Annotated in this window: 20 protein-coding genes and 1 pseudogene; 5 read left to right on the top strand and 16 right to left on the bottom strand. The window is 65.0% G+C overall.

What is annotated here, in order from left to right:
* Window positions 1-48: 48 nt before the first annotated feature.
* The 10 genes and pseudogenes from IVB28_RS02575 to IVB28_RS02525 all read right to left on the bottom strand — a co-directional run bounded on the left by IVB28_RS02575 (window position 49) and on the right by IVB28_RS02525 (window position 12,536).
* On the bottom strand, window positions 49-987 hold the full coding sequence (locus tag IVB28_RS02575) for a dihydrodipicolinate synthase family protein (protein ID WP_247524491.1): 939 nt from the start codon (window positions 985-987) through the stop codon (window positions 49-51).
* Between the two features lie 104 nt (window positions 988-1,091).
* A pseudogene (locus tag IVB28_RS02570) lies at window positions 1,092-1,310 on the bottom strand (hypothetical protein); the annotation flags it as partial.
* 195 nt (window positions 1,311-1,505) lie between these two features.
* Window positions 1,506-2,276, bottom strand: coding sequence for an enoyl-CoA hydratase (locus IVB28_RS02565; RefSeq protein WP_247524490.1), 771 nt, complete (start codon window positions 2,274-2,276; stop codon window positions 1,506-1,508).
* Window positions 2,277-2,288: 12 nt separating this feature from the next.
* Entirely contained in the window at window positions 2,289-2,738 is a 450-nt protein-coding gene (locus tag IVB28_RS02560) for a MarR family winged helix-turn-helix transcriptional regulator (RefSeq protein ID WP_247524489.1), read from the bottom strand.
* Window positions 2,739-2,785: 47 nt separating this feature from the next.
* Window positions 2,786-4,447, bottom strand: a complete 1,662-nt coding sequence (locus IVB28_RS02555; protein ID WP_247524488.1) for a tannase/feruloyl esterase family alpha/beta hydrolase — start codon at window positions 4,445-4,447, stop codon at window positions 2,786-2,788.
* A gap of 85 nt (window positions 4,448-4,532) precedes the next feature.
* Window positions 4,533-5,777: a phosphoglycerate dehydrogenase gene (gene serA / locus IVB28_RS02550; protein WP_247524487.1), complete on the bottom strand. Its 1,245-nt coding sequence runs from the start codon at window positions 5,775-5,777 to the stop codon at window positions 4,533-4,535.
* 276 nt (window positions 5,778-6,053) lie between these two features.
* Complete coding sequence (locus tag IVB28_RS02545; protein ID WP_247524486.1) at window positions 6,054-7,286, bottom strand: rhodanese-like domain-containing protein; 1,233 nt, start codon at window positions 7,284-7,286, stop codon at window positions 6,054-6,056.
* Between the two features lie 649 nt (window positions 7,287-7,935).
* The gene (locus IVB28_RS02535; RefSeq protein WP_247524485.1) at window positions 7,936-9,120 is read right to left on the bottom strand and encodes a PepSY-associated TM helix domain-containing protein; all 1,185 of its coding nucleotides are present in this window, start codon (window positions 9,118-9,120) and stop codon (window positions 7,936-7,938) included.
* Between the two features lie 2 nt (window positions 9,121-9,122).
* The gene (locus IVB28_RS02530; RefSeq protein WP_247524484.1) at window positions 9,123-11,441 is read right to left on the bottom strand and encodes a TonB-dependent siderophore receptor; all 2,319 of its coding nucleotides are present in this window, start codon (window positions 11,439-11,441) and stop codon (window positions 9,123-9,125) included.
* A gap of 210 nt (window positions 11,442-11,651) precedes the next feature.
* Window positions 11,652-12,536 carry a dihydrodipicolinate synthase family protein gene (locus tag IVB28_RS02525; protein WP_247524483.1) on the bottom strand — a complete coding sequence of 295 codons (885 nt, stop codon included), beginning with the start codon at window positions 12,534-12,536 and terminating at the stop codon, window positions 11,652-11,654.
* A gap of 181 nt (window positions 12,537-12,717) precedes the next feature.
* Between IVB28_RS02525 and IVB28_RS02520 the strand changes: the two genes are divergently transcribed.
* Both IVB28_RS02520 and IVB28_RS02515 read left to right on the top strand, forming a co-directional pair.
* The gene (locus tag IVB28_RS02520; protein ID WP_247524482.1) at window positions 12,718-14,130 is read left to right on the top strand and encodes an FAD-binding oxidoreductase; all 1,413 of its coding nucleotides are present in this window, start codon (window positions 12,718-12,720) and stop codon (window positions 14,128-14,130) included.
* Between the two features lie 9 nt (window positions 14,131-14,139).
* The gene (locus tag IVB28_RS02515) at window positions 14,140-14,805 is read left to right on the top strand and encodes a GntR family transcriptional regulator (protein WP_247524481.1); all 666 of its coding nucleotides are present in this window, start codon (window positions 14,140-14,142) and stop codon (window positions 14,803-14,805) included.
* 6 nt (window positions 14,806-14,811) lie between these two features.
* Here the strand turns inward: IVB28_RS02515 and IVB28_RS02510 are convergent, their stop codons facing one another.
* Complete coding sequence (locus tag IVB28_RS02510; protein WP_247524480.1) at window positions 14,812-14,949, bottom strand: hypothetical protein; 138 nt, start codon at window positions 14,947-14,949, stop codon at window positions 14,812-14,814.
* Between the two features lie 222 nt (window positions 14,950-15,171).
* The gene (locus IVB28_RS02505; RefSeq protein WP_247524479.1) at window positions 15,172-15,459 is read right to left on the bottom strand and encodes a hypothetical protein; all 288 of its coding nucleotides are present in this window, start codon (window positions 15,457-15,459) and stop codon (window positions 15,172-15,174) included.
* Between the two features lie 193 nt (window positions 15,460-15,652).
* On the opposite strand from IVB28_RS02505, the gene IVB28_RS02500 reads away from it, so the two are divergent.
* Complete coding sequence (locus IVB28_RS02500; RefSeq protein WP_247524478.1) at window positions 15,653-17,674, top strand: YgiQ family radical SAM protein; 2,022 nt, start codon at window positions 15,653-15,655, stop codon at window positions 17,672-17,674.
* 15 nt (window positions 17,675-17,689) lie between these two features.
* On the opposite strand, the gene IVB28_RS02495 is transcribed toward IVB28_RS02500, so the two are convergent.
* The 4 genes from IVB28_RS02495 to IVB28_RS02480 form a co-directional block, all read right to left on the bottom strand.
* The gene (locus tag IVB28_RS02495) at window positions 17,690-17,983 is read right to left on the bottom strand and encodes an antibiotic biosynthesis monooxygenase (RefSeq protein WP_247524477.1); all 294 of its coding nucleotides are present in this window, start codon (window positions 17,981-17,983) and stop codon (window positions 17,690-17,692) included.
* Window positions 17,984-18,313: 330 nt separating this feature from the next.
* Window positions 18,314-19,972 carry a methyl-accepting chemotaxis protein gene (locus IVB28_RS02490; RefSeq protein WP_247524476.1) on the bottom strand — a complete coding sequence of 553 codons (1,659 nt, stop codon included), beginning with the start codon at window positions 19,970-19,972 and terminating at the stop codon, window positions 18,314-18,316.
* A gap of 26 nt (window positions 19,973-19,998) precedes the next feature.
* Window positions 19,999-20,319 carry a plastocyanin/azurin family copper-binding protein gene (locus IVB28_RS02485; RefSeq protein WP_247524475.1) on the bottom strand — a complete coding sequence of 107 codons (321 nt, stop codon included), beginning with the start codon at window positions 20,317-20,319 and terminating at the stop codon, window positions 19,999-20,001.
* A gap of 22 nt (window positions 20,320-20,341) precedes the next feature.
* A complete protein-coding gene (locus IVB28_RS02480) occupies window positions 20,342-21,427 on the bottom strand; it encodes a cytochrome c peroxidase (RefSeq protein ID WP_247524474.1) in 1,086 nt (361 codons plus the stop codon).
* Between the two features lie 379 nt (window positions 21,428-21,806).
* Between IVB28_RS02480 and IVB28_RS02475 the strand changes: the two genes are divergently transcribed.
* Complete coding sequence (locus tag IVB28_RS02475) at window positions 21,807-22,265, top strand: Rrf2 family transcriptional regulator (RefSeq protein ID WP_247524473.1); 459 nt, start codon at window positions 21,807-21,809, stop codon at window positions 22,263-22,265.
* A gap of 22 nt (window positions 22,266-22,287) precedes the next feature.
* Complete coding sequence (locus IVB28_RS02470) at window positions 22,288-22,971, top strand: class I SAM-dependent methyltransferase (protein ID WP_247524472.1); 684 nt, start codon at window positions 22,288-22,290, stop codon at window positions 22,969-22,971.
* Window positions 22,972-22,997 lie beyond the last annotated feature (26 nt).

The following is a 22,997-nucleotide window of genomic DNA, read 5'->3' as shown; positions in this document are numbered from 1 at the left end:
ACGGCGCTCCGCGCCTTTGCCCACCCTGCGAGAGCCGCGTGTTGGGCGTTACTTCCCCCACCGCAGCGCAAGCGCGTCGCGCTCCTTGGCGAGTTCCAGCAGGCCCGCGCGCGTGGCCGGATGCAGCGGCTGGAGCGGATGGCGCACGGTATCCGACTTGATCACGCCGCCGGCCTGCATCATCGCTTTGCAGGCGATCAGGCCGCATTGGCGGTTCTCGTAGTTGATCAGCGGCAGCCAACGCTCGTAAGCGGCCTTCGCCTTCTCGCGATCGCCGGCAAAATAGGGATCGACAATCTGGCGGATGCCGTCGGGATAACCGCCGCCGGTCATCGCGCCGGTGGCACCGGCGTCGAGATCGGCCAGCAGCGTGATCGCCTCCTCGCCGTCCCACGGTCCCTCGATGTCCTTGCCGCCGGCTTCGATCAGCCCGCGGAGCTTCGAAGCCGCGCCTGCGACCTCGATCTTGAAATAGCGGATGTTCGAGAAGTCGCGCGCCAGCCGCGCGAGCAGCTCGACCGACAGCGGCGTGCCGGCCACCGGTGCGTCCTGGATCATGATGGGAATGTTGATCGCGCCCGAGAGCACGCGGAAGAATTCGACGACGCCCTTCTCTGGCACCCGAAAGGTCGCGCCGTGATAGGGCGGCATCACCATCACCATGGCGGCGCCCGCCGCCTCCGCCTGCTGGCTGCGGGCCGCGCAAACGGCCGAGCTGAAATGGGTGGTGGTGACGATCACGGGAACCCGGCCCGCGACATGCTCCAGCACAGCATGCATCACGGTTTCGCGCTCGGCATCGGTGAGCACGAACTGCTCGGAGAAATTAGCAAGGATGCAGAGACCATTGGAGCCGGCATCGATCATGAAATCGATGCAGCGGCGCTGGCCCTCGAGGTCAAGCTCGCCGCGCTCGTCGAAGATGGTGGGCGCAACCGGGAACACGCCGCGATAGGGACGCTGGGCCTTGTGAGGGGTGACCGGCATCGAACTCTCCATCCTGATGTGTCTTACGTCTCTCGCCGCATAATTGATGCGGCGCCACAGATGTACCCGCCGCGCGGACCGGCGGCAATGCCGAACGCACGACGTCAGAATGGAAGAAGGAGGCGAAGCCACGCCGTCTTCACCGCTCCCAAGAAGCGCTCGACCGCGACGCGGAGGCGATCGGCGTCGGCCCACATCTTCTTGACGGAGTCCGACAACACCGGACCGGCGTTGCCGGCCTCCTGGTTGAGCCTGGCGACGCTGCCGATGGTGCCGGTGACCTCAGGGTTGCCTTGCGCGGCCCGCTGGAAGTTGCGGGAGATCGGTGGCCGCGGTCGCCAGTTCCGCGGTCACGTCGGGCGCCGCCGGCAATTCTGCCATGCCTGCCCAGGCAGAGGTGATCGTACCATCCGATTGCGCCACTGACCGCTTCTGAGCGTCGTCGAGCGGCTTGCTGCTGTTGACGTGGAGCGAAGGGACGAGCAATGGACGCCGTACTCCTGGCAGGCCGCGTCCCCTCACGCGACCTTGGTGAAATCCGGCGGGCGGCGCTCGGCAAAGGCCGTGAACGCCTCGCGCGCCTCGGCGGTGCGCAGGCGCTGGGCGAACTGCTCGCCCTCGGCCTGCATCTGCGCAACCAGCGCCTCGCCGTTGCGCATCAGGCGCTTGGTGGCGGTGAGGGCGCCGGCCGGCTGGCGGGCGAGACGTTGCGCGAGCGCGAGCGCCTCCGCATCGAGCTTGTCGAGCGGCACCACGCGGTTGGCGAGGCCCCATTCCAGCGCCGACCTGGCAGGAACGGACTCGCCGAGCGCGAACATCTCATAGGCGCGGGCATAGCCGATGCGCGCCGGCATCAGCAGGCTGGAGGCGGCTTCCGGCACCAGCGCAAGGCTGACGAACGGCGTCGACAATTGCGCGTTGTCGGCGAGCACGACGAGATCGCAATGCAGCAGCATCGTGGTGCCGACGCCCACGGCGCGGCCTTGCACTGCGGCGACCAGCGGCCTCGTGCAGCGGGCCAGCGACTGGATGAAGCGCACGACGTTGCGGCTGCCTTCGGATTTGCCGGCGGCGACGGCCGCGAATTCGCCGACGTCGTTGCCGGCCGTGAACATGTCGCCCTCGCCGCGGATCAGGATCACGCGGGCCGACGGATCGCGCTCGGCGGATTCGATGGCGTCGGCGAGCTTGCCGTACATCGCATCGGTCAGCGCGTTCTTCTTGTCGGGACGCGCCAGCGTGAGGGTAAGAATGCCGCCGTTGTTCTCGATGCGGACGTGCTCGGTCATCGCTCTCTCCTTCTAGTCTTCTGAATTTCTTGGAAACTTGTCCTGAATGCTGGTCAGCCACCGCGCCACGATGTCAATCTCCGCGGCCGTGAATCCGTCCGTCAGCGCCGCGTTGACCTCGGCCGCGCCGGCCTTCGCCTGCGCCAGCGCGGTCCGTCCCTTCGGCGTCAAAAAGATGCGCGAGGCGCGTCCGTCCTCGCGGTCGGCCCGCCGCTCGATCAGCTTGGCAGCCTCGGTGCGGTCGACGAGGCCGGAAATGCCCGCCGGCCCCAGATCGAGCGCCGCGCCCGCCTCGCCCATCAGCATGCCGTCCCGCTTGCCGAGGATGAACAACAGCCCGGCCTGCGCCGGCGTGACCTCGCTCTCAGGCCGCGTCGCCATCCAGCGCTGCAAGCGGCGATGTGCGACGCTCAGCAGATAGATCAGCCGGTGATGCCGCGCGCCGGCCGATTTATTTCGCATACGAAATATATAGCCAAGCGCGCTGCGGTTGTCAAACCAGCCGTTCCTTACGGCGCGCAGGTGAAGCTTGCCGCCTCCGTCACCGCACCCGCCTTGTAGTGAGGCCAGGCGGGCCAGCGGCACAGCGGCAGCGCGCGCAGTGTCGCGAACGACGGCGCCTCGACCTTCTGCTCGATAACTTCCAGATCGGCGGGCGGCTGGCCCTTCTCGACCCAGTCGACCAGCACGCTCAGCATGTCGACATTGGCCGGGGCGCCGGAGCCGACGTGATCGACGCCGGGGGCGGTGTAGAGCCGCGCGAACTCCGCGGTCTCGGCCTTGCCGAGCTTGCGCTCGACGCTTTCAAAATAGCGGATGCCGGCATAGGGGCTCTGCGCATAGTCGGCCATGTGCTCGAGCATGATCAGCCGGCCGCCGCGCATCCGGAAACGGCTGAGATCGGGGTCGGTCGAATCCATCAGCTTGGAGACCTCGAGCAGCCGCGCCTTGTGGTCCTCCACTTTGTAGGTGGTGACGTCGAGCTTGGGATCCCGCGCGAACACATATTGAATGCCACCGGCGCCGTAGATCCAGGCGATGCCGTTGTTGGGCGCAGGCGGCTGCGCCGGGGGCGCGGTGCCGAGCCACCACGCGACCCAGCCACCGGTCGGGCCGATCGCCGGCGTGTCCTCGCCCGACACCCCCCAGCCGGGATAATCGTCGAGCCCATTGGCAAGCGCGAAGGGGAATTTGTAGGTGCCGTGCAGGGTCTCGATCGCCTTGATCTGCGGATCGGTCAGACACTGATCGCCGCTCTGGCCAGACGGGCAGCGCAGCGTCTCGACCTTGAATGCCGCCTTGCAAGCAACCGGGTCCTGCACCAGCGCATCGTCGGAGCCGTCGGCCTTGTCGCAGGCCGCCCGCACGGCTTCGCCGACGAGCTTCACCTGCGCCGGATTGATCCAGCCCGCGCCCATGGTCGCGAGTCCCGAACGGGTGCCAGCGTGCTGCAGGCCGACCCAGTTGATCACGGGTACGCGGGCAAAGATGCCGTCGAAATCATCCGGGTAGCGCTGCGCCATGGTCAGGCCTTCGCGGCCGCCTTCGGATGAACCCATGAAGTACATCTTCTCCGGCTTCTTGCCGTAAGCGCGCTCCATCAGCCCAACGGCCGCATCGCGCACCTTCTTGTAGGCGCGGTGCGCGAAATTCTCGAAGGCTTCGTCGTTGAGCGCGAAGACTTGCGGCGGCTCGCCTTGCTTCGTTTCATGGCCGGAATCAGTGCCGTAGGTGACGAAGCCGCGCGCGAGCGGCGACGGCTTGTCGAACGGATAGGCCGGCGGCAGCGAAAGGCCGGTGATCAGCACGCCGTTGAACCCGCCGCCGCCATATTGCACCGAGCGCCCGTTCCATTCGACGGGAAGGTTGACCTGGAATCTGATTGGCGGCGCCTTGGGGTCGACCGGGTCGATATGGCCGAGCACCTTGCAGAAGGCTGGATTGGCCGGCGTGACGCGCCCCGATGGCGTCGGCCCGCGTTCGGCAACGGCGAGAGGCGACGGCGACTGAAACGTCGTCGAATCCATCTTCACGGCATCGGTCCCGCCGGCGAGACCCTTGCAGACGGTTTCTGCATCCTCTGCGAGGGTCAGCGCCATAGCGGAATTCGCGTTGCACACGACCGCCGCACCCACGAGCCATACCGATAGCTTCGTACGCATCTGCGTCATCGCTTCCCCCTGCTTTTTCTATTCTGGTTCGCTCGACCAGGAGGCCGCATTCAGGCGGACCTCCCGGCAGCCGTCAAGCAGAGATCTAGTGCTCGAACACCAGCCTTGCGCCGATCGTGCCGTCGAGGGCGCGGATCTGCTGGAGCAGCGCGGCTGAATCCTGGCCGCCGAGATCGGCATCGAGCACGACGTAACCGAGATCGCCGGCCGTCTCCAAATATTGCGCGGCAATGTTGATGTCGCGCTGGAGGAAGACCTCGTTCAGCCGCCGCAGCACGCCGGGCACGTTGCGATGGACATGGCTGAAGCGGGCGCCGGCGGGACGCAGATGCAGTTGAACTTCCGGGAAATTCACCGCGCCCATGGTCGAGCCCGTGATGAAATAGTCGACCAGCTTGCGCGCGACCTCGCCGCCGATGCGCTCCTGCGCCTCTTCGGTGGAGCCGCCGATATGCGGGGTGAGGATGACGTTCTCCAGGCCCTGCACCGGACTGTTGAAGCGATCCGCGTTCGAGGACGGCTCGACGGGAAACACGTCGATGGCGGCGCCGGCAAGATGACCGTCGCGCAAGGCGCGCGCGAGCGCGTCAAGATCGACCACGGTGCCGCGGCTGTTGTTGATCAGGAAGGAGCCTGATTTCATCGTCCGCAACTCCGTCTCGCCGATCATGCCAGATGTCTCCGGCGTCTCCGGCACGTGCAGGCTGACGACGTCGCTCTGCGCCAGCAGCTCTTCCAGTCTCTCGACCGGTTCGGTGTTGCCGTGGCGGAGCTTGTCGGTGCGGTCGAAATAGATCACGCGCATGCCGATCGCTTCGGCCAACGTCGAGAGCTGCGAGCCGATATTGCCGTAGCCGACAATGCCGAGGGTGCGGCCGCGCACCTCGCGGCTGCCGGTCGCCGACTTGTCCCAGCCGCCCGCATGGGCCGACACGGAGCGCGGGAATATCCGCCGCAGCAGCATCACAATTTCGCCGATCACGAGCTCGGCGACGCTGCGCGTGTTGGAGAACGGCGCGTTGAACACGGGAATGCCGCGCTTGCGTGCGGCCATGAGATCGACCTGGTTGGTGCCGACGCTGAAGCAGCCGACCGCGAGCAGCTGGTCGGCGGCCCCGAGCACCTCGTCGGTGATCTGGGTGCGCGAGCGGATGCCGAGCAGCGACACGCCCTTGAGGGCGCGCCGCAGATCCTCACCGTCCAGCGCCTTGGTCAACCGCTCGAGATTGGTGAAGCCCGCGCTCCTGAACAGGTCCACGGCACTGTCATTGACGCCTTCGAGCAGCAGCGCCTTGGCGCTCCGCTCAGGGCTTTGGCCTGGGGCTGGCATGGTGTCTCCATAAATGGCGGCTTTGCCGCAGCTCTTAGACCGCGGAGGAGGCCCAGCACAATAGGGGTCGGATCCGGGCAGAAGATAGCGGGGAGCGGAGATGCGCTTGGCATCCCCCCGGCTCCGTCATTCCCGCACGCACAGTGGCCGTTCCGTCATCCTGAGGTGCTCGCCTCTTTGGCGAGCCTCGAAGGATGAACGGCCCCGATGCAGCGGGGCCGTCGCCCTTCGAGGGCCGCTGAAGCAGCGGCCACTTCAAGGTGACGGCATCCAGAACTAGATCACATAAAACCCGTGCGTGCCGTCGCGGCGGAGTTGCTCGACGAGGCCATATTCCCAATCGAGATAGGCCTGCATTGCGGCTTGCGCGACGTCGGCACCTTCATAAGGACGGCGGTAGCGGTGGGCCGGATCCGGCTTGGGCAGCACGCGCGGCGGGCCGATCTCGAGCGCGCCGTCATAGCCGCCCTCCAGCACATAGACCTCCCAACCCATCTGCGCCAGCCACGACGCCGTCATGTCGGCGCGGACGCACCTGTCGTCGGTCAGGACAATGCGCGCTCCGCGCACCGGCGCGGCCATGTCGGTTTCCTGGACGAGCTGGCCACCCGGATAATGCCGGAAGCCCGGCAGATGGCCGGCCGAATGCTCCTCGGCGTCACGCACGTCGAAGCGGTAGAGCGTGCGGCCAGACTGCGCAACAAGTGCAGCCATCTCGTTCGCGCCGATGTGGCGCACGCCGGCGCGATAGGCGACATCGCGCGCATTGGCCGGGCCGCCGTCGAACGGCCCGATCGCGCCGCGCCTGTCGGCGCCGCGGTCGAGCGTGTGCCGCGCCAGCGTCCAGCCGATGGTGCCGTTGCGCAGCGCGCGCACCTTGTTCGGCACGCCGGCATTGATCAGCGACTGGGTGCCGATGATGGAGCGAGTACGGCCAGCACAATTGACGATGATGGTGGTTTCAGGGTCGGGCGCAGCCTGCCCTGCCCGCAACACCAGCTCAGCGCCGGGCACGCTGACCGAGCCCGGAATGTTCATGGTCGCGTATTCGTCGAAACGGCGGACGTCGAGGATAGCCATGTTGGCCTTGTCGGCAATCAGCTTGGCCACCTCGTCGGCACTGAGCGACGGCGTGTGCCGCCGCGCTTCGACCAATTCGCCGAACGCTTTCGAATAGGAATTGACGTCCTGGAAGATTTCATAGCCCGCCGCACGCCAGGCCTTCAACCCGCCCTCGAGCGTGCTGATGTTGGAATAGCCGAGTGCGGCGAGACGTTCGGCGCCAGTCGCGACCAGCCCCTCACCATCATCATACAGCACGATCGGCACGTCCTTGCGCGGCATCCTCGCCTCGGCCTCGATCGCGATCCGATCGACCGCCATGTTGGCGGCGAACAGCGGATGCCCGGTCGCGAAGCCTGCCTCGAATCTGAGATCGAGCAGCGCGATTTCCTCGCGCAAGAGCAGCGCGCAGCGGATATCGGCGGGAGTGACGGCGGGAAGCTTCATGGCGTGAACCGTGAGACGAGGGCCATGATCTTTTGAACCATCGCGGTGGTGTTGGCTAGCGATATCGGAGAACAGGGCAGCGCGCAGAGATCAGCTAATCGCACTCGTATGTAGCGACGACTTGCGAAAAGTCGCACCGGTCAAGCGCATTCCCGATTGACCCAAAAATGGAGCACACCGCCGACACTGGAATGCCAATTACCGTCGGCAGGACTGTAGACGACGTGACGCGGTGGATGTCCTTCGCCGACGAACATCGAGCTGCAGAAGAAATAGAGCGTGCCTCGTTGCGGAAGCGGCGACCAGCCGGAGCCAGGCACTTCAGCCAAGTCGATCTGGCCCACGAAAGTGAGCGCGACAGTCTCTCATGTTTCGTCCGACCTGACCCGCCATCGGCCAGTCGATTTGCGGGGGCAGTCTGGGCAGCCCGCCGAAGAAACTTCGCGCCGGGTGAGCCAGCGGTACGGGCAGATCGCTGCGTCTGACGAGCACCGCAGGCAGTGACCTTAAGATGTGCGAGGCAGATCGAACCATTCCACGCTGGGTGAGACAAGAGCTTCTTGTAGCCGCAAGCGATATGTTGATCTACCACGGCCTCGGCGAGGGTGATCGAGCGATCTACAAGCATTCGGCGAGCCACCTTGGCGGCTCACTCGCCGGGAACGAGCCGCCCGAGCGGCGGCTGTGCCGGGCGCCGCAGCCTGCGGCGCGACAGATAGAGCAGGATGCCGGTGACCGCGAACAGCGGCATCAGGATCGCAGCGATCATGAAGGCGAGCTTCCCGGGCCAGCCGATAATCTCGCCGCGATGGATGTCGTAAATGGCGGCGATGATCGTCTCGCCGAACGTCTTGTCGGCGTAGCGCTCGGCTGACACCAACTGCCCGGTGATAGCATCGATGCGGAATTCGTCGCGCGTGGTCTCGAGCAACGACGCTTTCCCCCATGAGCGGATCCGTATTGCCGCACCCGGCCCCGCCGGCAGCGTCAGCAAGGCCCTGGAAAACCGATCGCCCTCCTCGCGCTGGAATGCCGTCCATGCTCGATCGAATCCGATTGGCGAGGCCGGCTCGGCATGGCCGGCCGCACGCAGCGGCTTTGTAGTCATCTTAGCTGCGGTGACGTGCGGACGCGCCAACAGCCAGGTCACGCCGTCCTTGTACCATTCAAAGGAGAAATACAGCCCGGTGAGCGTCATCGCCAGATAGATCGGGAGAACCCAGGTGCCGATCACGGTGTGCAGCGAGCGGTGCAGGGCGCGGCCGCCGAGCCCGAGATTCGGCTTCAGCCACATCTTCACGCTGTCGGCGCGACGCGGCCAGCGCAGCACGAGGCCCGACACCAGCATGACGATGAGGCCCAGCGCGATGGTGCCGGTGATCGGGCGTCCCCAGCCCTTGCCGTCGCCGGGAATGAGCAGCCAGCGATGCAGCTGGCGCACCGTCGCGAAGAACGCCTCGCCGCGGAGCGAGCCCAGCACGCGCGCGTCGTAGGGGTCGACATAGAGCGAGGCCGGCCGTCCGCCCTGCTCATCGCGGCCGAAGCGGACATGGACCGCCGCAAACGGATCGCTCGACAGCGTGACGGCCGAGACCTTGCCGAGATCCTGGGCTGCTTTCAGCCGCGCCACCAGCGCGTCCGGCATCAGCGCCGGCGCCTGACGCGGCGCGACCTGCATGATGTCGGCATTAAGATGATGGACGATCTCGTCCTCAAAACTCATGATCGCGCCGGTGAGCGCGATCAGTGACACCAGCAGCGCGAGGACCAGACCCACGACGGAATGGACCTGGAACAGGATCGCCTTGATGGTGTGCCCCAGCCGCGCTGCCATCGCTAGAACTTCACCGTTGCCGACAGCGAGACGCGCCGCGCATCGCCGATCGCGACATTCAAATTGTTGACGGCGGAGGGATAGTAGACGGTGTCGAACAGGTTCTTGACGTTGAACTGATAGATCACCGGCGTGTTCTGGTATTTCGTCTCATAGGTCGCAAAAATGTCGGCGACCACATAGGACGGCAAGAAGAAGGAGTTGATGGAATCGCCGGGACGGTCCCCGACATAGCGCGCGCCGCCGCCGAGGCGGAGCTGGCCGGGCAATGCGGTGCCGAAGTCGTAGACCAGATAGAGCGATGCTGTGTTCAAGGCGACGTTTTGCAGCTTCTTGCCGAGCAACGTCATATCCTCGGACGCCGTCACGCGGGCATCGGTATAGCCATAGCTGCCAATCAAGGCCCAGCTGTCGGTGAGCCTACCGGTGACGTCCAGCTCGACGCCGCGCGAGCGGGCGCGGCCCACAGTGTGGAGCTCCACGATGCCCGCACTGTTCGTCTTCGTCGTCTGCACGTTCTTCTTGTCGAGATCGTAGAGCGCCAGCGTACCGGAGATGCGCTTGTTCAAATCGAACTTGACGCCGGCCTCGTATGACACGCCCTCCTCCGGCGCGACGTTGGAATCGATCACCACGCCGATTGGCGCGATCGTCGCGTTCGGCTTCAGCGACTGCGTGTAGCTCGCATACAGCGATATTTGGTCGGTGAGCTTGAGAATGGCGCCGCCGAGCGGCAGCACCTTGTCCTGGGACACATTCGTATTGGTGTTGAACGGCTTTCCGCGCCCGGCGATCTGGTCGTAATCCATGTAGCGCACGCCGCCGACCAGCGCGAACCGTTCGGTCAAATGCAGCGTGTCCTGGAAGAACAGCGACCACTGGCCGAGCTTGTCGGTCTGGGCGCTGTCGTTGTTCGATACCGTCGTACCGGGGCCGATCAGTCCATAGATGGGATTGTAGACGTTGAAGGCGGGCGTGGTCTGCCGGATCAGCTTATCCCGGTAGATGGTGCGATACTGGCCGTCGCCGCCGAACACCACCTCGTTGCGCATGTGGCCGAGCCAGAAGCCGCCCGAGACGTAGGACGTTCCGTAACTGACATTGCTGAGCGAGCCCTGCGTGCCGTCATTGCTGCGCGTCTCGTTGCCGGTTGTGAAGTTGATTCCGGTAATGCGGAGCTGGTTGGCGCTGAAGGTCTCGGTGTTGTAGCCGTAGCCGGCATAGAGCTTCCAATCCTGGTTGAAGCGGTGCTCGACCGAGGTCTGGAGCAGGTCGGACGTGCCCCAGGTGTTGTTGAAAGGCTCATCTAGCCGCCGCGTGGCGGGAACTGCGAGCGGCGCCTTCGTCACCGGATTGAACGCCGTGCCGCGATCGAACGGATAGATGAACTCGCGATGCTCGTAGTTGAGCTGGACCGTGGTGTCCTGGCCGTACCAGGCCAGCGACGGCGCGACCAGCATCTCGCGGTGACGGCCGAAATTGCGCCAATAGTCCTCGCTGACGCCATAGCCGATGAAGCGATAGGCAAGACCCTGGTCGCCGATCGACCCGGTGATGTCGAGCAGGCCGTCGGCGCCGGTCTTGGCAGCATTGAACGCCGAGCCGAGCAGCGTCACCGAGCCGTGCTGATAGAGCTCCGGGCGCTTGCTGATGGTGTTGACGATGCCGCCGGGATCCATGATGCCGTAGAGCAGCGAGGCCGGCCCCTTCAGCACCTCGACGCTTTCGACCGCGGGATTGAGGCTTCGGCCCTGCACCAGCGGCATGCCGTTGCGCATGATCGAACCGTCGCGATTGTCGCCGAAGCCGCGGCGGATCACGGCGTCCTGGCTGCCTGCGAGCGTGTTGGTCTGGGTGATGCCGGAGACGTTGATGAGCGCATCATCGATGTTGCGCGGGAGCTGGTCCTTCAACACCTGCTCGGGCACGACGTTGACGGCCTGCGAGGTATTGAGCGGCGATGCGCTGCTGCGCAGCGTAGTCGCGCTCGGCATCGCACGGTAGCCGAGCTTTGCGGCCTGCTGCGCGGCGGCTTGCGCGGCCGCCCGCTCCGAAAGCGTCGGCGCTGCGGGTACGGCATTGCGATTGCGCTGGCGGGCGGCGGTCTGCGTGCGGCGTGAAGACTGGTCCGACGCGCGCGCCGGCTTCGGGCGCTGTCCCGGCGCCTCCACCGTCACCGGCGGCAGGGTCGATTGCGCTTGCGCGGTCGTCGCGTTGGAGGGGCATTCGGCGAGCAGGACGGCTGCTCCGATGAGAAGACCTGCACGGCGCTTGCCGGCACGATGGCCGCTGGCGCGTTGGCCATCCAGATGAGCACGCACGTTCGATTCACTTCCACGTCAGACACGGCATTGAAGCTCGCGTCTAACAGCCGCGATAGGTGAAGAGAACCGCAGGCGGACTTGAATCGCTCTAGTGTTGAATCGTTCTAAGAATAGATCGGCACCGAGCGGCAATCTTCGATTGCCGTCGTTCCGGCCGCGACGCGTCACGCGCGACTCCGCGGCGATGTCTCACGATGTTGTGCGGTCTCACGCGATGGCGGGCGCCATCAACTCGTCGAGCTTCCGCTTGAACGTGGAGCCGTCAGAGGATGCGCGGAGCGGCGGCCGCACGCGCAACCAGGCGGCGTCGCCGGTCTGTGCCGCCAGGATAGCCTTGAGCGTCGCGGTGAACGAGGGCGTCTTCAGCACGATGTCGATCGCAGCTTGCATACGCGCTTCGACATCCTTGCCGTCGACCATGCCCTTGACGAGCTCGGGCACGACATTGGCCATGCCGCAGATGGTGCCGGCCCCACCGGCGGCGATCGCGCGGGCGATATCGGCTTCATTGCCGACGGTGATGGCGAGCTCGGGAGCTGCGGCACGGAAGGCCTGGAACTGCTTGAAGTCGCCGCTGGAGTCCTTCAGGCCGGCGACCTGCTTGCCATAGCGCTTGCGCAAGTTCGCAGCGACGCTGGTCGGGATCGCAACGCCCGACATCTGCGGGATGTGATAGAGATAGGCGCGCAGCCGGTCGTCGCCGATGCCTTCGATGATCGCGGCAAAGGCATCTTCGATGCCTTCGGCCGTGACGCTGCGGTCGAAGTAGGGCGGCAGCAGCAGCACATGACGCAGGCCGAGGCCAAGCACGGCGCGCGAGAGTGCCACGCTGTCGGTAATGGCGGGAAAGCCGCCGCCGATCCCAATGCGTTCCGGCGCAACGCCGGCCTTGAGCACGGCTTCGATGGTCGCGACGCGCTCGGTGACATTGAAGGAGGTGCCCTCGCCGGTGGTGCCGAACAACACGACGCCGTCAACGCCCCTGCCGAAGAGCTGCTTGGCGTGATCCGCGAGCTTTGCAGAGTCCACGCTGCCGTCGGCCGCCAGCGGCGTCGCTGACGCCACCCAGAACCCGCGAATTGCCTCCGTCATCACACCACCCTTTGCTCTGAGTTCGAACCAGGCCTTTGATTCCCGACCATCTGGCATCACCCTCGCCCGGTCCTGTTTTTGCTTTACTTTCCGCCTTGTACCTTACATACAAGACCAACGCAAACCCTTTCCACCGCCTTTGGCGCGCGAGCGGCGCAGCCAGATCTCGAGGAGATCTCGCATGGACATGGTGACCCCCATGGGGCGTCCCGACCAATTGCTCGGGGCGCTCCGCGGCAAGCTCGGCGCAGCAGCCGTGTTGGTCGGCGCCGACGTGCCGGCACGCAATTGCAACGACTGGAGCGCGAGCCTGCCGCAGACGCCGCTTGCGGTGATCCGCCCCGTGGATGCGCAAGGTGTCGCCGAGGCGATTCTGGCCTGCCGGCAGGCCCGCCTGCCCTTCGTGCCGCAGGGTGGACTGACCGGGCTGTGCCGCGGCGCTTCGCCCGAAGCAGGTTGGGTCGCGATCTCGCTGGAGCGCATGAGCGGCATCGAGGAGATCGACCCTGCCTCGGCGACGATGACAGTGAAGGCGGGTACGCCGCTGCAGACGATCCAGAAGGCTGCGGACGAGGCCGGCTTCTTCTTTCCGCTCGATCTCGGCTCGCGCGGCTCCTGTGCGATCGGCGGCAACCTTTCGACCAATGCCGGCGGCAACCGCGTGATCCGTTACGGCATGACGCGCGAGCTGGTGCTCGGTCTCGAAGTGGTGCTGCCGGACGGCACCGTCATGACCAGCCTCAACAAGCTGATGAAGAACAATGCCGGCTACGATCTGAAGCATCTGTTCATCGGCTCGGAAGGCACGCTCGGCATCATCACCCGCGTGGTACTGAAACTGTTCCCGAAGCCGCGCTCGACCATGGCTGCGCTCTGCGCGCTGAAGGACTATGCCGCGGTGATCGCGCTGCTGGACGCGGCGCGCAGCGGGCTCGGCCCACTGCTGTCGGCCTTCGAGGTGATGTGGCCGGACTATTGGGACGTGATCACAAATCGCGCCGGCGTGAAGCCGCCGGTCGCCGCGGGCCACGGCCTCTACGTGCTGGTGGAGGCGCAAGGCACCGATGAGAATCTCGACGCGCCGCGCTTCCAGGCCTGGCTCGAAGAGCTGATGGAGCGCGGGTTGCTGGCGGATGCCGCCGTCGCACAATCGCTGGCGCAGACGCAGAGCTTCTGGCGCGTGCGCGACATCTGCGCCGAATTCGGCCAGGTGCTGGGCCCGCATATCTCCTACGATATCGGCCTTGCAGTCCAGCGGATGGACGAGTTCGTCACGCGCTGCAAGGCGGCGCTGACTTCCGGCATCAAGGGTTGCGAGAGCGTCTATTACGGCCATATCGGGGATGGCAATCTGCATCTGGTGTCCTGGGTCACCGGCCTTTCTATCGAGCAGCAGCCGAAGGAAGAGATGGACATGATCATTTACGGTCTCGTCCGTGAGCTCAGCGGCAGCGTCTCCGCCGAGCACGGCATCGGCACGCTGAAGAAGAAGTGGCTGGGGCATGCCCGGAGCGAGGCCGAGATCGCGCTGATGCGGACGTTGAAGGCCGCGCTCGATCCGGATCACTTGCTCAATCCCGGCAAGGTGATCTGAGAGAAGGAAATGCGATCGCTCAAGCTCGATACGCCGAAATCGCTGTCGCAGCGGGTGATGCAGCAGTTGCGGCAGGCGATCATAGAGGGCGAGTTCGCGTTAGGGGCCGCCATCTCCGAGGAGATGGTGGCGAATTCCTTTGGCGTCAGCCGCACGCCGGTGCGCGAGGCCATGGGCCAGCTGCAGGCGCAGGGCCTCGTGGTGATCCGCCCCCAGGTCGGCAGTTTTGTGTTCACGCCGAGCGCCGATGACATCACTGCGCTCTGCACGTTCCGCATCGCGCTCGAACCCAAGGCGGCCGAACTCGCTTATCGCCACGATCGCGACGGTGCGGCCGCCTCGATGACCGCGGCGGTCGCGGCGATGGAGCCGGCGATCTCGACGAAGGACAACATCGCTTATGGCCGCGCCGATGCGGCCTTTCACGAGGCGCTGTTCACCCATTGCGGCAACCGCTACCTCGCCGAATCCTATCAGCTGGTGTCCGGCCGCGTCGCCGCGCTCCGCACCAATCTGACCTCGCCGATCGACGTCAGGACCCGCACGTCGTTCGACGAGCATCGCAAGCTGCTCGATTTGTTCGCGCGCGGCGAGTTCACCGCCTTCGAAGAACTGATGACCACGCACATCACCAATTCCGGCCTGGTCTACGCAAGAGCGCTCAAAGTGGAATGAGCGCGCCTATCGCGCGTCCTTCGATCCCGGCCTGGCCAGAAAATCCAGCGCGGTATTGATCTGATCGAGCTGGTGCTCGATCTTGTCGCGGTCCTCGGCCGACGGCGCCTTGTCGAGCTGTTCCACGAGCTTCTGCTTCCGCAACAGCAAGTTCTCTATGACCGTGCTCACAAGTCCCCCATCGCCCCGAAGCGAGCATCGAGGCCAAAAATCCCGTTGCGACACTGGCGCCGGGATCATCGAGACGTGCGCGAGCGTGCTCGCGCCGGTGCCTGGGTCAGAATGTCCGCGGCGGCGGTTCGTTCCTGCAAATGAACCACAAGGGTTGGATCGATGGAACTACGGCAGCGACCACTTTGGACGGCCTCAGAACTTTCCCTGCCCATGGAGCAAGTGCACGTCCCATGTCGAGCGCGGTGAGTGCCTGGAAGCCGGATCGCTTGTGAACATAGGCGGCGGCCGCAGTGCTTCAGGGGACGAAGCGAGGCCTGCGAGCAGCACCGGCACGACACGGGCGCGGGTGACCGAGGCCGAGAACACCGCTAGCAGCGCGCAGACCATGCAGAGCCTCATCCGCACCGTCCTGCGATCGGTGATCGGCAGAAACAGGAAAAACAACATCGCCAGGATCAGCAGCGCGTCGACCAGAAACATGGATCCCTCCCTCTCAACGAGGCGGAGAGTGACGCGGCGGCGCCGGCCGGTATGTGGATGGCGTCACAGTCCGAACCGCGCCATCCCGCGCGCGGCGTACAGCCGAATTCTGCGCCACGGGGGAACCTTAATCGGCAAAGACGGCGTCCCTGCCGGTTGAATTCACGGGCCTGGAGTCCTATGCGTAGGCGCCATGGACACCCAGATCGTTACCGCCCAGACGCCGCTGATGGCTCAGGCTCGCCCGCGCAAGCCGGCGCCGTTCCTCCCGATGAGCCGCGCCGAGATGGATACGCTCGGCTGGGACGCCTGCGACATCGTGCTGGTGACCGGGGACGCCTATGTCGACCATCCGAGCTTCGGCATGGCGATCATCGGCCGGCTGCTGGAGGCGCAAGGCTTCCGCGTCGGCATCATCTCCCAGCCCGACTGGCACTCGGCCGAGCCGTTCAAGGCACTCGGCAAGCCACGCGTGTTCTTCGGCGTCACCGGCGGCAACATGGATTCCATGGTGAACCGGTACACCGCGGATCGCCGCCTGCGCCATGACGACGCCTATACAGCCGGCGGCGAAGGCGGCAAGCGGCCGGACCGCTGCACCGTCGTCTATGCGCAGCGCTGCCGCGAGGCGTTCAAGGACGTGCCGATCGTGCTCGGCGGCATCGAGGCTTCGCTGCGCCGGATCGCGCATTACGACTATTGGTCCGACAAGGTGCGCCGCTCGGTGCTCGCCGACGCCAAGGCCGACTTGCTGCTCTACGGCAATGCTGAGCGTGCCGTGGTCGAGGTAGCCAACCGCCTTGCCGCCGGCGAAGCGGCGCGCGCCCTCGACGACATCAGGGGCGTCGCCTTGTTCCGCAGGGTGCCCCAGGATTACACGGAGCTGCACGCCGACGATCTCGATTCCGCGGACGAGGGCGCAACGCGCCAGAAGGGCGCGAGTGTGATCCGGCTGCCGGCGCTGGAGCAGGTCGAGCAAGACAAGGAAGCTTATGCCCGCGCGTCACGCGTGCTGCACCGGGAGAGCAATCCCGGCAATGCGCGGCCGCTGGTGCAGCGTCATGGCGACCGCGACCTCTGGCTCAACCCGCCGCCGATCCCGCTGACAAGCGACGAGATGGATGCAGTCTACGATCTGCCCTATGCGCGCGCCCCGCATCCGTCCTATGGCGACGCCAAGATTCCCGCCTGGGACATGATCAAGTTCTCCGTGACGATCATGCGCGGCTGCTTTGGCGGCTGCACCTTCTGCTCGATCACCGAGCACGAGGGCCGCATCATCCAGAACCGCTCCGAGGGTTCTATTTTGCGCGAGATCGAGAAGATCCGCGACAAGACGCCCGGCTTCACCGGCGTGATCTCCGACATCGGCGGCCCCACCGCGAACATGTACCGGATGGCTTGCAAGGACCCGAAGGTCGAGGCGGCGTGCCGGCGGCCGTCCTGCGTCTTCCCCGAGATTTGCCCGAATCTCAACACCTCGCATGACGATCTGATCCGGCTCTATCGCAAGGTGCGCGAGACCAAGGGCATCAAGAAGGTGATGGTGGCCTCCGGCGTGCGCTACGACCTCGCGGTCGAGAGCCCCGAATACATCAAGGAGCTCGTCACCCATCACGTCGGCGGCTATCTGAAGATCGCGCCGGAGCATACCGAGCGCGGTCCACTCGACAAGATGATGAAGCCCGGCATCGGCGCCTATGACCGCTTCAAGCGGATGTTCGATGCCGCGGCCGAGCAGGCCGGCAAGAAATATTACCTGATCCCCTATTTCATCGCGGCACATCCGGGCACGACCGACGAGGACATGATGAACCTCGCGCTGTGGCTCAAGAAGAACCGCTATCGCGCGGATCAGGTGCAGACCTTCCTGCCCTCGCCGATGGCGACGGCGACGGCGATGTACCACACCGGCGTCAATCCCTTGCGCGGCGTGCGCCGCGGCGGCAGCGACAAGGTCGAGGCGATCAAGGGCCTGCGCCAGCGCCGCCTGCACAAGGCGTTTCTGCGCTATCACGATCCCGACAATTGGCCGGTGCTGCGCGAGGCGCTGAAAGAGATGGGCCGCGCCGATTTGATCGGCTCGCAGCCGCACCAGCTCGTCCCCACGCACCAGCCGCCCGGCACCGGCAAGGCCGCCGGCACGCGGCGGCCGGTCCGTCCGGGCGAGAAGCCCCAGCGGTTCACGACCAAGGGCTTGCGGGTGATGAAGTAGCGGGCCGCTCGCCTGCTAAAGATCGAGCACCACCTCGCCCGAGACGGCGTCCGTCACGCCGCGGCCGTTGCCCTGATCCTCGAGCACGGACCTGAAACTGTCGAGGGTCTTGATCATCGCCGATCGTGCCGCGAGCAGCGCATCCTGGCTGGACCATGCACCGATGAGGCAGAAGGTCTGCTCGCCGGTCTTGATGATGACCCCGTGCTCCAGGCCCGGCCATTTGGCCTTGCCATTCCGGTGCGCGTCGAGGAAGGCGGCTTCCTCACCCGGCTTCACCTTGAACTTGACCACATTGTAAACCTGCATGGTGCGCCTCCGAAAAATGGATGGATGAAAAAGGGCGCCGCGCCGGGTCAGGAGGAAAAGTCCACGCGTTGCCTAGCCGATTGTTGCCCTCGCGCGCGGCGGCGTCACCGTGACAAATCAGCATGGCGATCTTGGTCTTTTGGGCGTGCCGAAACAAAAAGTCGAAAACAACCCCATGCACAGTAGCCGGGGCTAGCGGAATCAATGAGTTAAAGCACGCGCGAAGCGCTCAATCCACCAGGCGGAGACGTGTTGCTCCGTCGGGCAAAACACGGGCATGATGGCATCTTGCGCCTGTGCCCGGATGGGCGAGAGGCGCCCTCGCCTCCTTCAGGCCGCCACGTTTGCAATGAAGCGGTCGACCGAGGCGCGGAGCTGGGCTGCCTGATGGGAAAGGTCGTGCGCAGTGGCGAGGACCAGGTCAGCCGAGCGATTGGCGTTATCCGTCGCCTCCGCCGTGCCGGCGATGCTGCGTGCGACGAACGCCGTACCGTTCGCGGCATCGCCGATATTTCGCGAGATCTCGCTCGCGGCGGCATTCTGCTGATCGACCGCGGCAGCGATGCGGCCGGTGAACTTGTCGATGTCCCCAATGATGAGCGCAATGGCGCCGACGTTATCGACGGCTTGGCGCGTGGCGGACTGCACATCGGTGATTTGGGAGGAGATCTCCTCGGTGGCCTTTGCCGTCTGGGTCGCGAGGGCCTTCACCTCCGAGGCCACCACGGCGAAGCCCCGGCCCGCTTCGCCGGCCCGCGCCGCCTCGATCGTTGCATTGAGCGCCAGGAGATTGGTCTGCCCCGCGATGGTACGAATGAACCCGACGACCTCATCGATCTGCTGAGCGGCCGCAGCTAGCCTGCCGATAGTCTGATTGGCGGATTCGGCCATATCCGAGGCACGCTGCACGATCGCCGTGGCGTCGGTCAGTTGAGAGGTAATCGCCTGCGCGGACGCGCCGAGTTGGCTGGCGGCACTGGCGACCGTTTGCACGCTGGCCGAGGTTTCCTGCGCCGTGGAGGCGGCCTGGTTCGATTGTGTTCCGGCGGTGCGCGAGGTGGCTGCGAGGTTCTGCGCCGTGTCCGTGAGCTCTCCGGTCATGCGATCGGTGTTGCTCAGGACCGTGCCAAAGGCGGACCGGAAGGCATCAATCTCTGTTTCCATGCGCTGACGGCGGCCGATCTGCTCAGCGCTGCTTTGGTCCTTGGCTGCGATCAAGGCGAGGTCGTCGTCGGCGCGAGCCTTGAGGCTGGTCTGCATCACGGCAAGCGACTTCAAGAGGCGGCCAAGCTCATCGCGACGACGCACCGAAATGTCGTCCGAAAGATTGCCGGCCGCAACGCGCTCGGCGATGCGCACCGCCGCCGAAATCGGCCGGCTCATGGAGTAGGAGAATGCCAGTGCGATGATCAGTCCGACGGCCACCGTGCCCAAGGCGACCGAAAGCATCGTCGTGCGGGCCTGCTCCACCGCGGCCTCTGCGGCCGTGCGGAATTCATAGCCGTAGGCGGCGACGAGTTCGACCAGATCGTCGATCGAGGCCATCAGCTTGTCGCCCTGCTGCGCGAGCAGAAAGCTGGTCGGGATTTCGTGCACGCCTCCGCGAGACGGCTTCAGGATCTTCAGGGCAGCATTCGACCAGTCCTTGAGCTCGCTCTCGACCTTTTCGCGCGCGGCTGCGACGGACGGCGATGGAGCTCGCTCGCGCACCACGCCGAGATCGTCGAAGCCGCTGCGCACCAGCTTCTCGAACTTTTCGACCATGCCGCTCGAGGCACCTGCAAGGAGGCTGCGTTGCAACACCAGGCGCGCCTCGTGCAACGCGGCATGCGCCGAACGCGCGTGGTTGATGCCCATGAGCGGGCCGTCATAGAGCCGGACCACCGTGTCGCCGGCGTTGCCGATGCTCCGAATGCCGTAGAATGCAATGGCGCAGGCAAGCAGGACCACGACGCTGAAAGCACCGAATATCTTGTAGCGTATCGACATCATCAATCTCCGGTGCAGGGCGGCCGCTATTCAGTCACCTTGACCATCATCTTCATGCGCGGATGGATCGCGCAGATCACCTGGACGTCGCCGGATTCCTTGAAGGTGACGTCGGTCGACGTTCCCGGCGTCTGCGAGCCGAGATTGAACTCGTTGCCCTTGCTGGCTGACATGATGTTATGCGGCACGGTATCGTCGTTGAGGAACGTGACCGCACTGCCCTTCTTGACCGAAAGGGTCTCGGACGAGAACACCCTGCCTCGCTGATGGATCACTTCGGTTGCGGCGTAAGCGCCCACCGAAAGACCGCACATGATGACTCCAGTAAACAAGGCGAGCGTGCGCATGGAATATCCTTACTTTGATAGGCTAACGGGGAAGGACCGGCACGGCGGTTGGGCCGAGTTCGCTGGTCAAGGTCTTGAGAAACGCGACGAGGTCGGCCTTCTCCTGCGCGCTCAATTCGAGCGGTCGCATCAGATCCGACCGGCTCGGCCGGTCGACGCCGGCATGGTCGTAATGATCGATCACCTGCTCGAGCGTGGCCAAGGAGCCGTCGTGCATGAAGGGGCTGCGGTGAGTGATCTCTCGCAAGCCGGGCGTCTTGAAGGCGTGCTGCATCTTGATGACACCGGGTAGAAATTCGCCACGACCAACGTCCTTGCTCGGCAGGCCGATGTCCTGGAACCCCTCATTGGTGAAGTTCCAGCCTTCGTGACAGGCGGCGCATTGCGCCTTGCCATTGAAAACTTCAAAGCCTCGCTTGGCTTCCGAGGAGATCGCCTTCTCGTCCCCCTCGATCCAGGCATCAAACGGCGCGCGCTCGGAGACTACCGTGCGCTCGTAAGTGGCGATCGCCTGGCCAAGCGTCTTGGACTTCATGCCTTCGCCGGGGAACGCCGCCTCGAACATCGGCTTGTATTCCGGTATCGCCGCAAGCCGTTCCATCAGCTGGTCGAGCTTCATGTTCATCTCGCCAGGAGACTGAATCGGACCGAGCGCCTGCTCTTCCAGCGTCGGCAGTCGCCCATCCCACATGAAGATCGCGCTCCAGGCGGCATTGATGATGGTGGGCGAATGACGACCAAGATTGACCATGCCGTGGCCGACGCCGACTGCGAGCCCATCGCCCCAGCCGAAGCCCGGGCTGTGGCAGCTCGCACATGATTGTGCTGACGTGACCGACAGGCGGGTGTCGAAGTAGAGCTTCTTACCCAGCGCCGCCTTCTCAGGCGTGTAGGGATTTTCCCTTGGAAATGGAATCGTCACCGGCCGGCGGTATTGCGCCTTCAGCGCGTCGAGACCGCTCCGAGCGTTCTGAGGTATCTCGACCTTGCGGCTCTCGCCGACCACCGCGGCGCCGAAGCCGATGGTGCTGAAACCGACGAGACATGACGCTGTGGAGGCGATCGCCGCTACGAGAAGTGCCGCGTGGTAGAAGCCGGGCTTCGACATGCAGTATTCCTGGAGGTCTTTTGCGACATCGACGAGCGTCGGCGTGATGAACGCTTGGGCGGGATGATTAAATTGCAGGCAAATCGTTAAGTTATGTTTTCTCGGACAACCCCGAGGGCACGAATTTTCGGTATTTCAGCAATCTAAGGATGCAGGAAAAACCGGCAACAACCTGAGACTCAGCCCCGGCTGGCTTGCTGCGACGGAGGACAACAGCTCCTGCGTCTCCGCATCCCGCGGGCGAGCGGAAGAATCGTCGATCCGTCGTGATGGCCAATTGTGGATTTCCCCTGGGGAGACAACACACGGTCCATGAGGACGCGAAGGTCGCAAATCCTACCCCCTTGACCCGTGCGAGTTATGTCACATATAAAGTTGCATGAGACGCGACTCCCGCTTATCCGGCGTGCTCCACATTCTGCTGCACATGGCGCAACAACCCGGCCCGTTCACGTCCGAGACGTTGGCAAAGGCGATGGACACCAACCCGGTGGTGATCCGGCGCATCATGGCCGGCCTGCGGGAGCTCGGTTACGTCCGCTCCGAAAAGGGCCATGGCGGCGGCTGGACGCTTGCCTGCGACCTTTCGAAGGTGACGCTGCGCGACGTCTACACCGCGCTCGGCAGCCCGGCGCTGCTGGCCATGGGCAACCGGACGAAGGCACCCGGCTGCCTCGTCGAACAGGCCGTCAACGCCGCGCTCGATCAGGCCTTTGGCGAAGCCGAGGCGCTGCTGCTGTCGCGCCTCGGCAAGGTCACGCTGGCGATGCTGGCCGAGGAGTTTCGCAAGCGCCTCGGGTCCCGCAAGCATCAGGGCCTGCGCGCACATGGTGCGTGATCGGACCATTCAAGGACGCATCATGACCGACATTCAAGCCATGTTCTCCGATCCGCAGGCCGTGGCGCGATACACGGAAGGACCGCCGCGCTTCGTGCCCGGCTACAATGCCATGCTGTCGATGGCGGCGATCCTGCTGCACGAGCGCGCGCGCGAAGATGCGCGAATCCTCGTGCTCGGCGCCGGCGGCGGCCTCGAACTGAAGACGTTTGCACAGGCGCAGCCGCGCTGGAGCTTCGACGGGGTGGACCCCTCCGCGGCGATGCTGGCGCTCGCCGGGCAAACCCTGGGCCCGCTCGCATCGCGCGCGCGCTTTCATCAAGGCTACATCGACGATGCACCGGAGGGACCGTTTGACGGCGCCAGCTGCCTGTTGACGCTGCACTTCGTGGACGTCGCGGAGCGGCGCCGCATCGTCTCGGAGGTCCGCCGACGGCTCAAGCCGCGCGCGCCCTTCGTGGTCGCGCATTTAAGCGCGCCTGATGGCGAAAACGAGCGCCCGCTATGGCTGTCGCGGTATTCCGCGTTCCTCGCCTTCTCCGGCGTCGAGCCTGACAGGGCGGCAGCCGCACGAGACGCCGTCACCAATCATCTGGAAATCCTCACGCCCGCGCAGGACGAGACGATTTTGCGCGAGGCCGGCTTCTCGGAGCCGACCCTGTTCTATACCGGTTTCACATTCCGTGGCTGGGTGGCCTACGCGTGAGGCTGCACGGTTTGGCCAACGCGGCT

This window comes from Bradyrhizobium sp. 199 (assembly GCF_023073355.1).
GTDB lineage: Bacteria > Pseudomonadota > Alphaproteobacteria > Rhizobiales > Xanthobacteraceae > Bradyrhizobium.
This window is presented reverse-complemented; position numbering and strand designations above follow the sequence as displayed.

What these genes read in the sequence shown, in the direction of transcription:
- serA (WP_247524487.1), bottom strand. Translation starts at nt 5,777, where the DNA reads ATGCCAGCCCCAGGCCAAAGCCCTGAGCGGAGCGCCAAGGCGCTGCTG.
- IVB28_RS02485 (WP_247524475.1), bottom strand. Translation starts at nt 20,319, where the DNA reads ATGCGCACGCTCGCCTTGTTTACTGGAGTCATCATGTGCGGTCTTTCG.
- IVB28_RS02535 (WP_247524485.1), bottom strand. Translation starts at nt 9,120, where the DNA reads ATGGCAGCGCGGCTGGGGCACACCATCAAGGCGATCCTGTTCCAGGTC.
- IVB28_RS02560 (WP_247524489.1), bottom strand. Translation starts at nt 2,738, where the DNA reads ATGCGAAATAAATCGGCCGGCGCGCGGCATCACCGGCTGATCTATCTG.
- IVB28_RS02495 (WP_247524477.1), bottom strand. Translation starts at nt 17,983, where the DNA reads ATGCAGGTTTACAATGTGGTCAAGTTCAAGGTGAAGCCGGGTGAGGAA.
- IVB28_RS02545 (WP_247524486.1), bottom strand. Translation starts at nt 7,286, where the DNA reads ATGAAGCTTCCCGCCGTCACTCCCGCCGATATCCGCTGCGCGCTGCTC.
- IVB28_RS02475 (WP_247524473.1), top strand. Translation starts at nt 21,807, where the DNA reads ATGAGACGCGACTCCCGCTTATCCGGCGTGCTCCACATTCTGCTGCAC.
- IVB28_RS02490 (WP_247524476.1), bottom strand. Translation starts at nt 19,972, where the DNA reads ATGTCGATACGCTACAAGATATTCGGTGCTTTCAGCGTCGTGGTCCTG.
- IVB28_RS02515 (WP_247524481.1), top strand. Translation starts at nt 14,140, where the DNA reads ATGCGATCGCTCAAGCTCGATACGCCGAAATCGCTGTCGCAGCGGGTG.
- IVB28_RS02520 (WP_247524482.1), top strand. Translation starts at nt 12,718, where the DNA reads ATGGACATGGTGACCCCCATGGGGCGTCCCGACCAATTGCTCGGGGCG.
- IVB28_RS02565 (WP_247524490.1), bottom strand. Translation starts at nt 2,276, where the DNA reads ATGACCGAGCACGTCCGCATCGAGAACAACGGCGGCATTCTTACCCTC.
- IVB28_RS02470 (WP_247524472.1), top strand. Translation starts at nt 22,288, where the DNA reads ATGACCGACATTCAAGCCATGTTCTCCGATCCGCAGGCCGTGGCGCGA.
- IVB28_RS02575 (WP_247524491.1), bottom strand. Translation starts at nt 987, where the DNA reads ATGCCGGTCACCCCTCACAAGGCCCAGCGTCCCTATCGCGGCGTGTTC.
- IVB28_RS02555 (WP_247524488.1), bottom strand. Translation starts at nt 4,447, where the DNA reads ATGACGCAGATGCGTACGAAGCTATCGGTATGGCTCGTGGGTGCGGCG.
- IVB28_RS02525 (WP_247524483.1), bottom strand. Translation starts at nt 12,536, where the DNA reads ATGACGGAGGCAATTCGCGGGTTCTGGGTGGCGTCAGCGACGCCGCTG.
- IVB28_RS02500 (WP_247524478.1), top strand. Translation starts at nt 15,653, where the DNA reads ATGGACACCCAGATCGTTACCGCCCAGACGCCGCTGATGGCTCAGGCT.
- IVB28_RS02480 (WP_247524474.1), bottom strand. Translation starts at nt 21,427, where the DNA reads ATGTCGAAGCCCGGCTTCTACCACGCGGCACTTCTCGTAGCGGCGATC.
- IVB28_RS02505 (WP_247524479.1), bottom strand. Translation starts at nt 15,459, where the DNA reads ATGTTTCTGGTCGACGCGCTGCTGATCCTGGCGATGTTGTTTTTCCTG.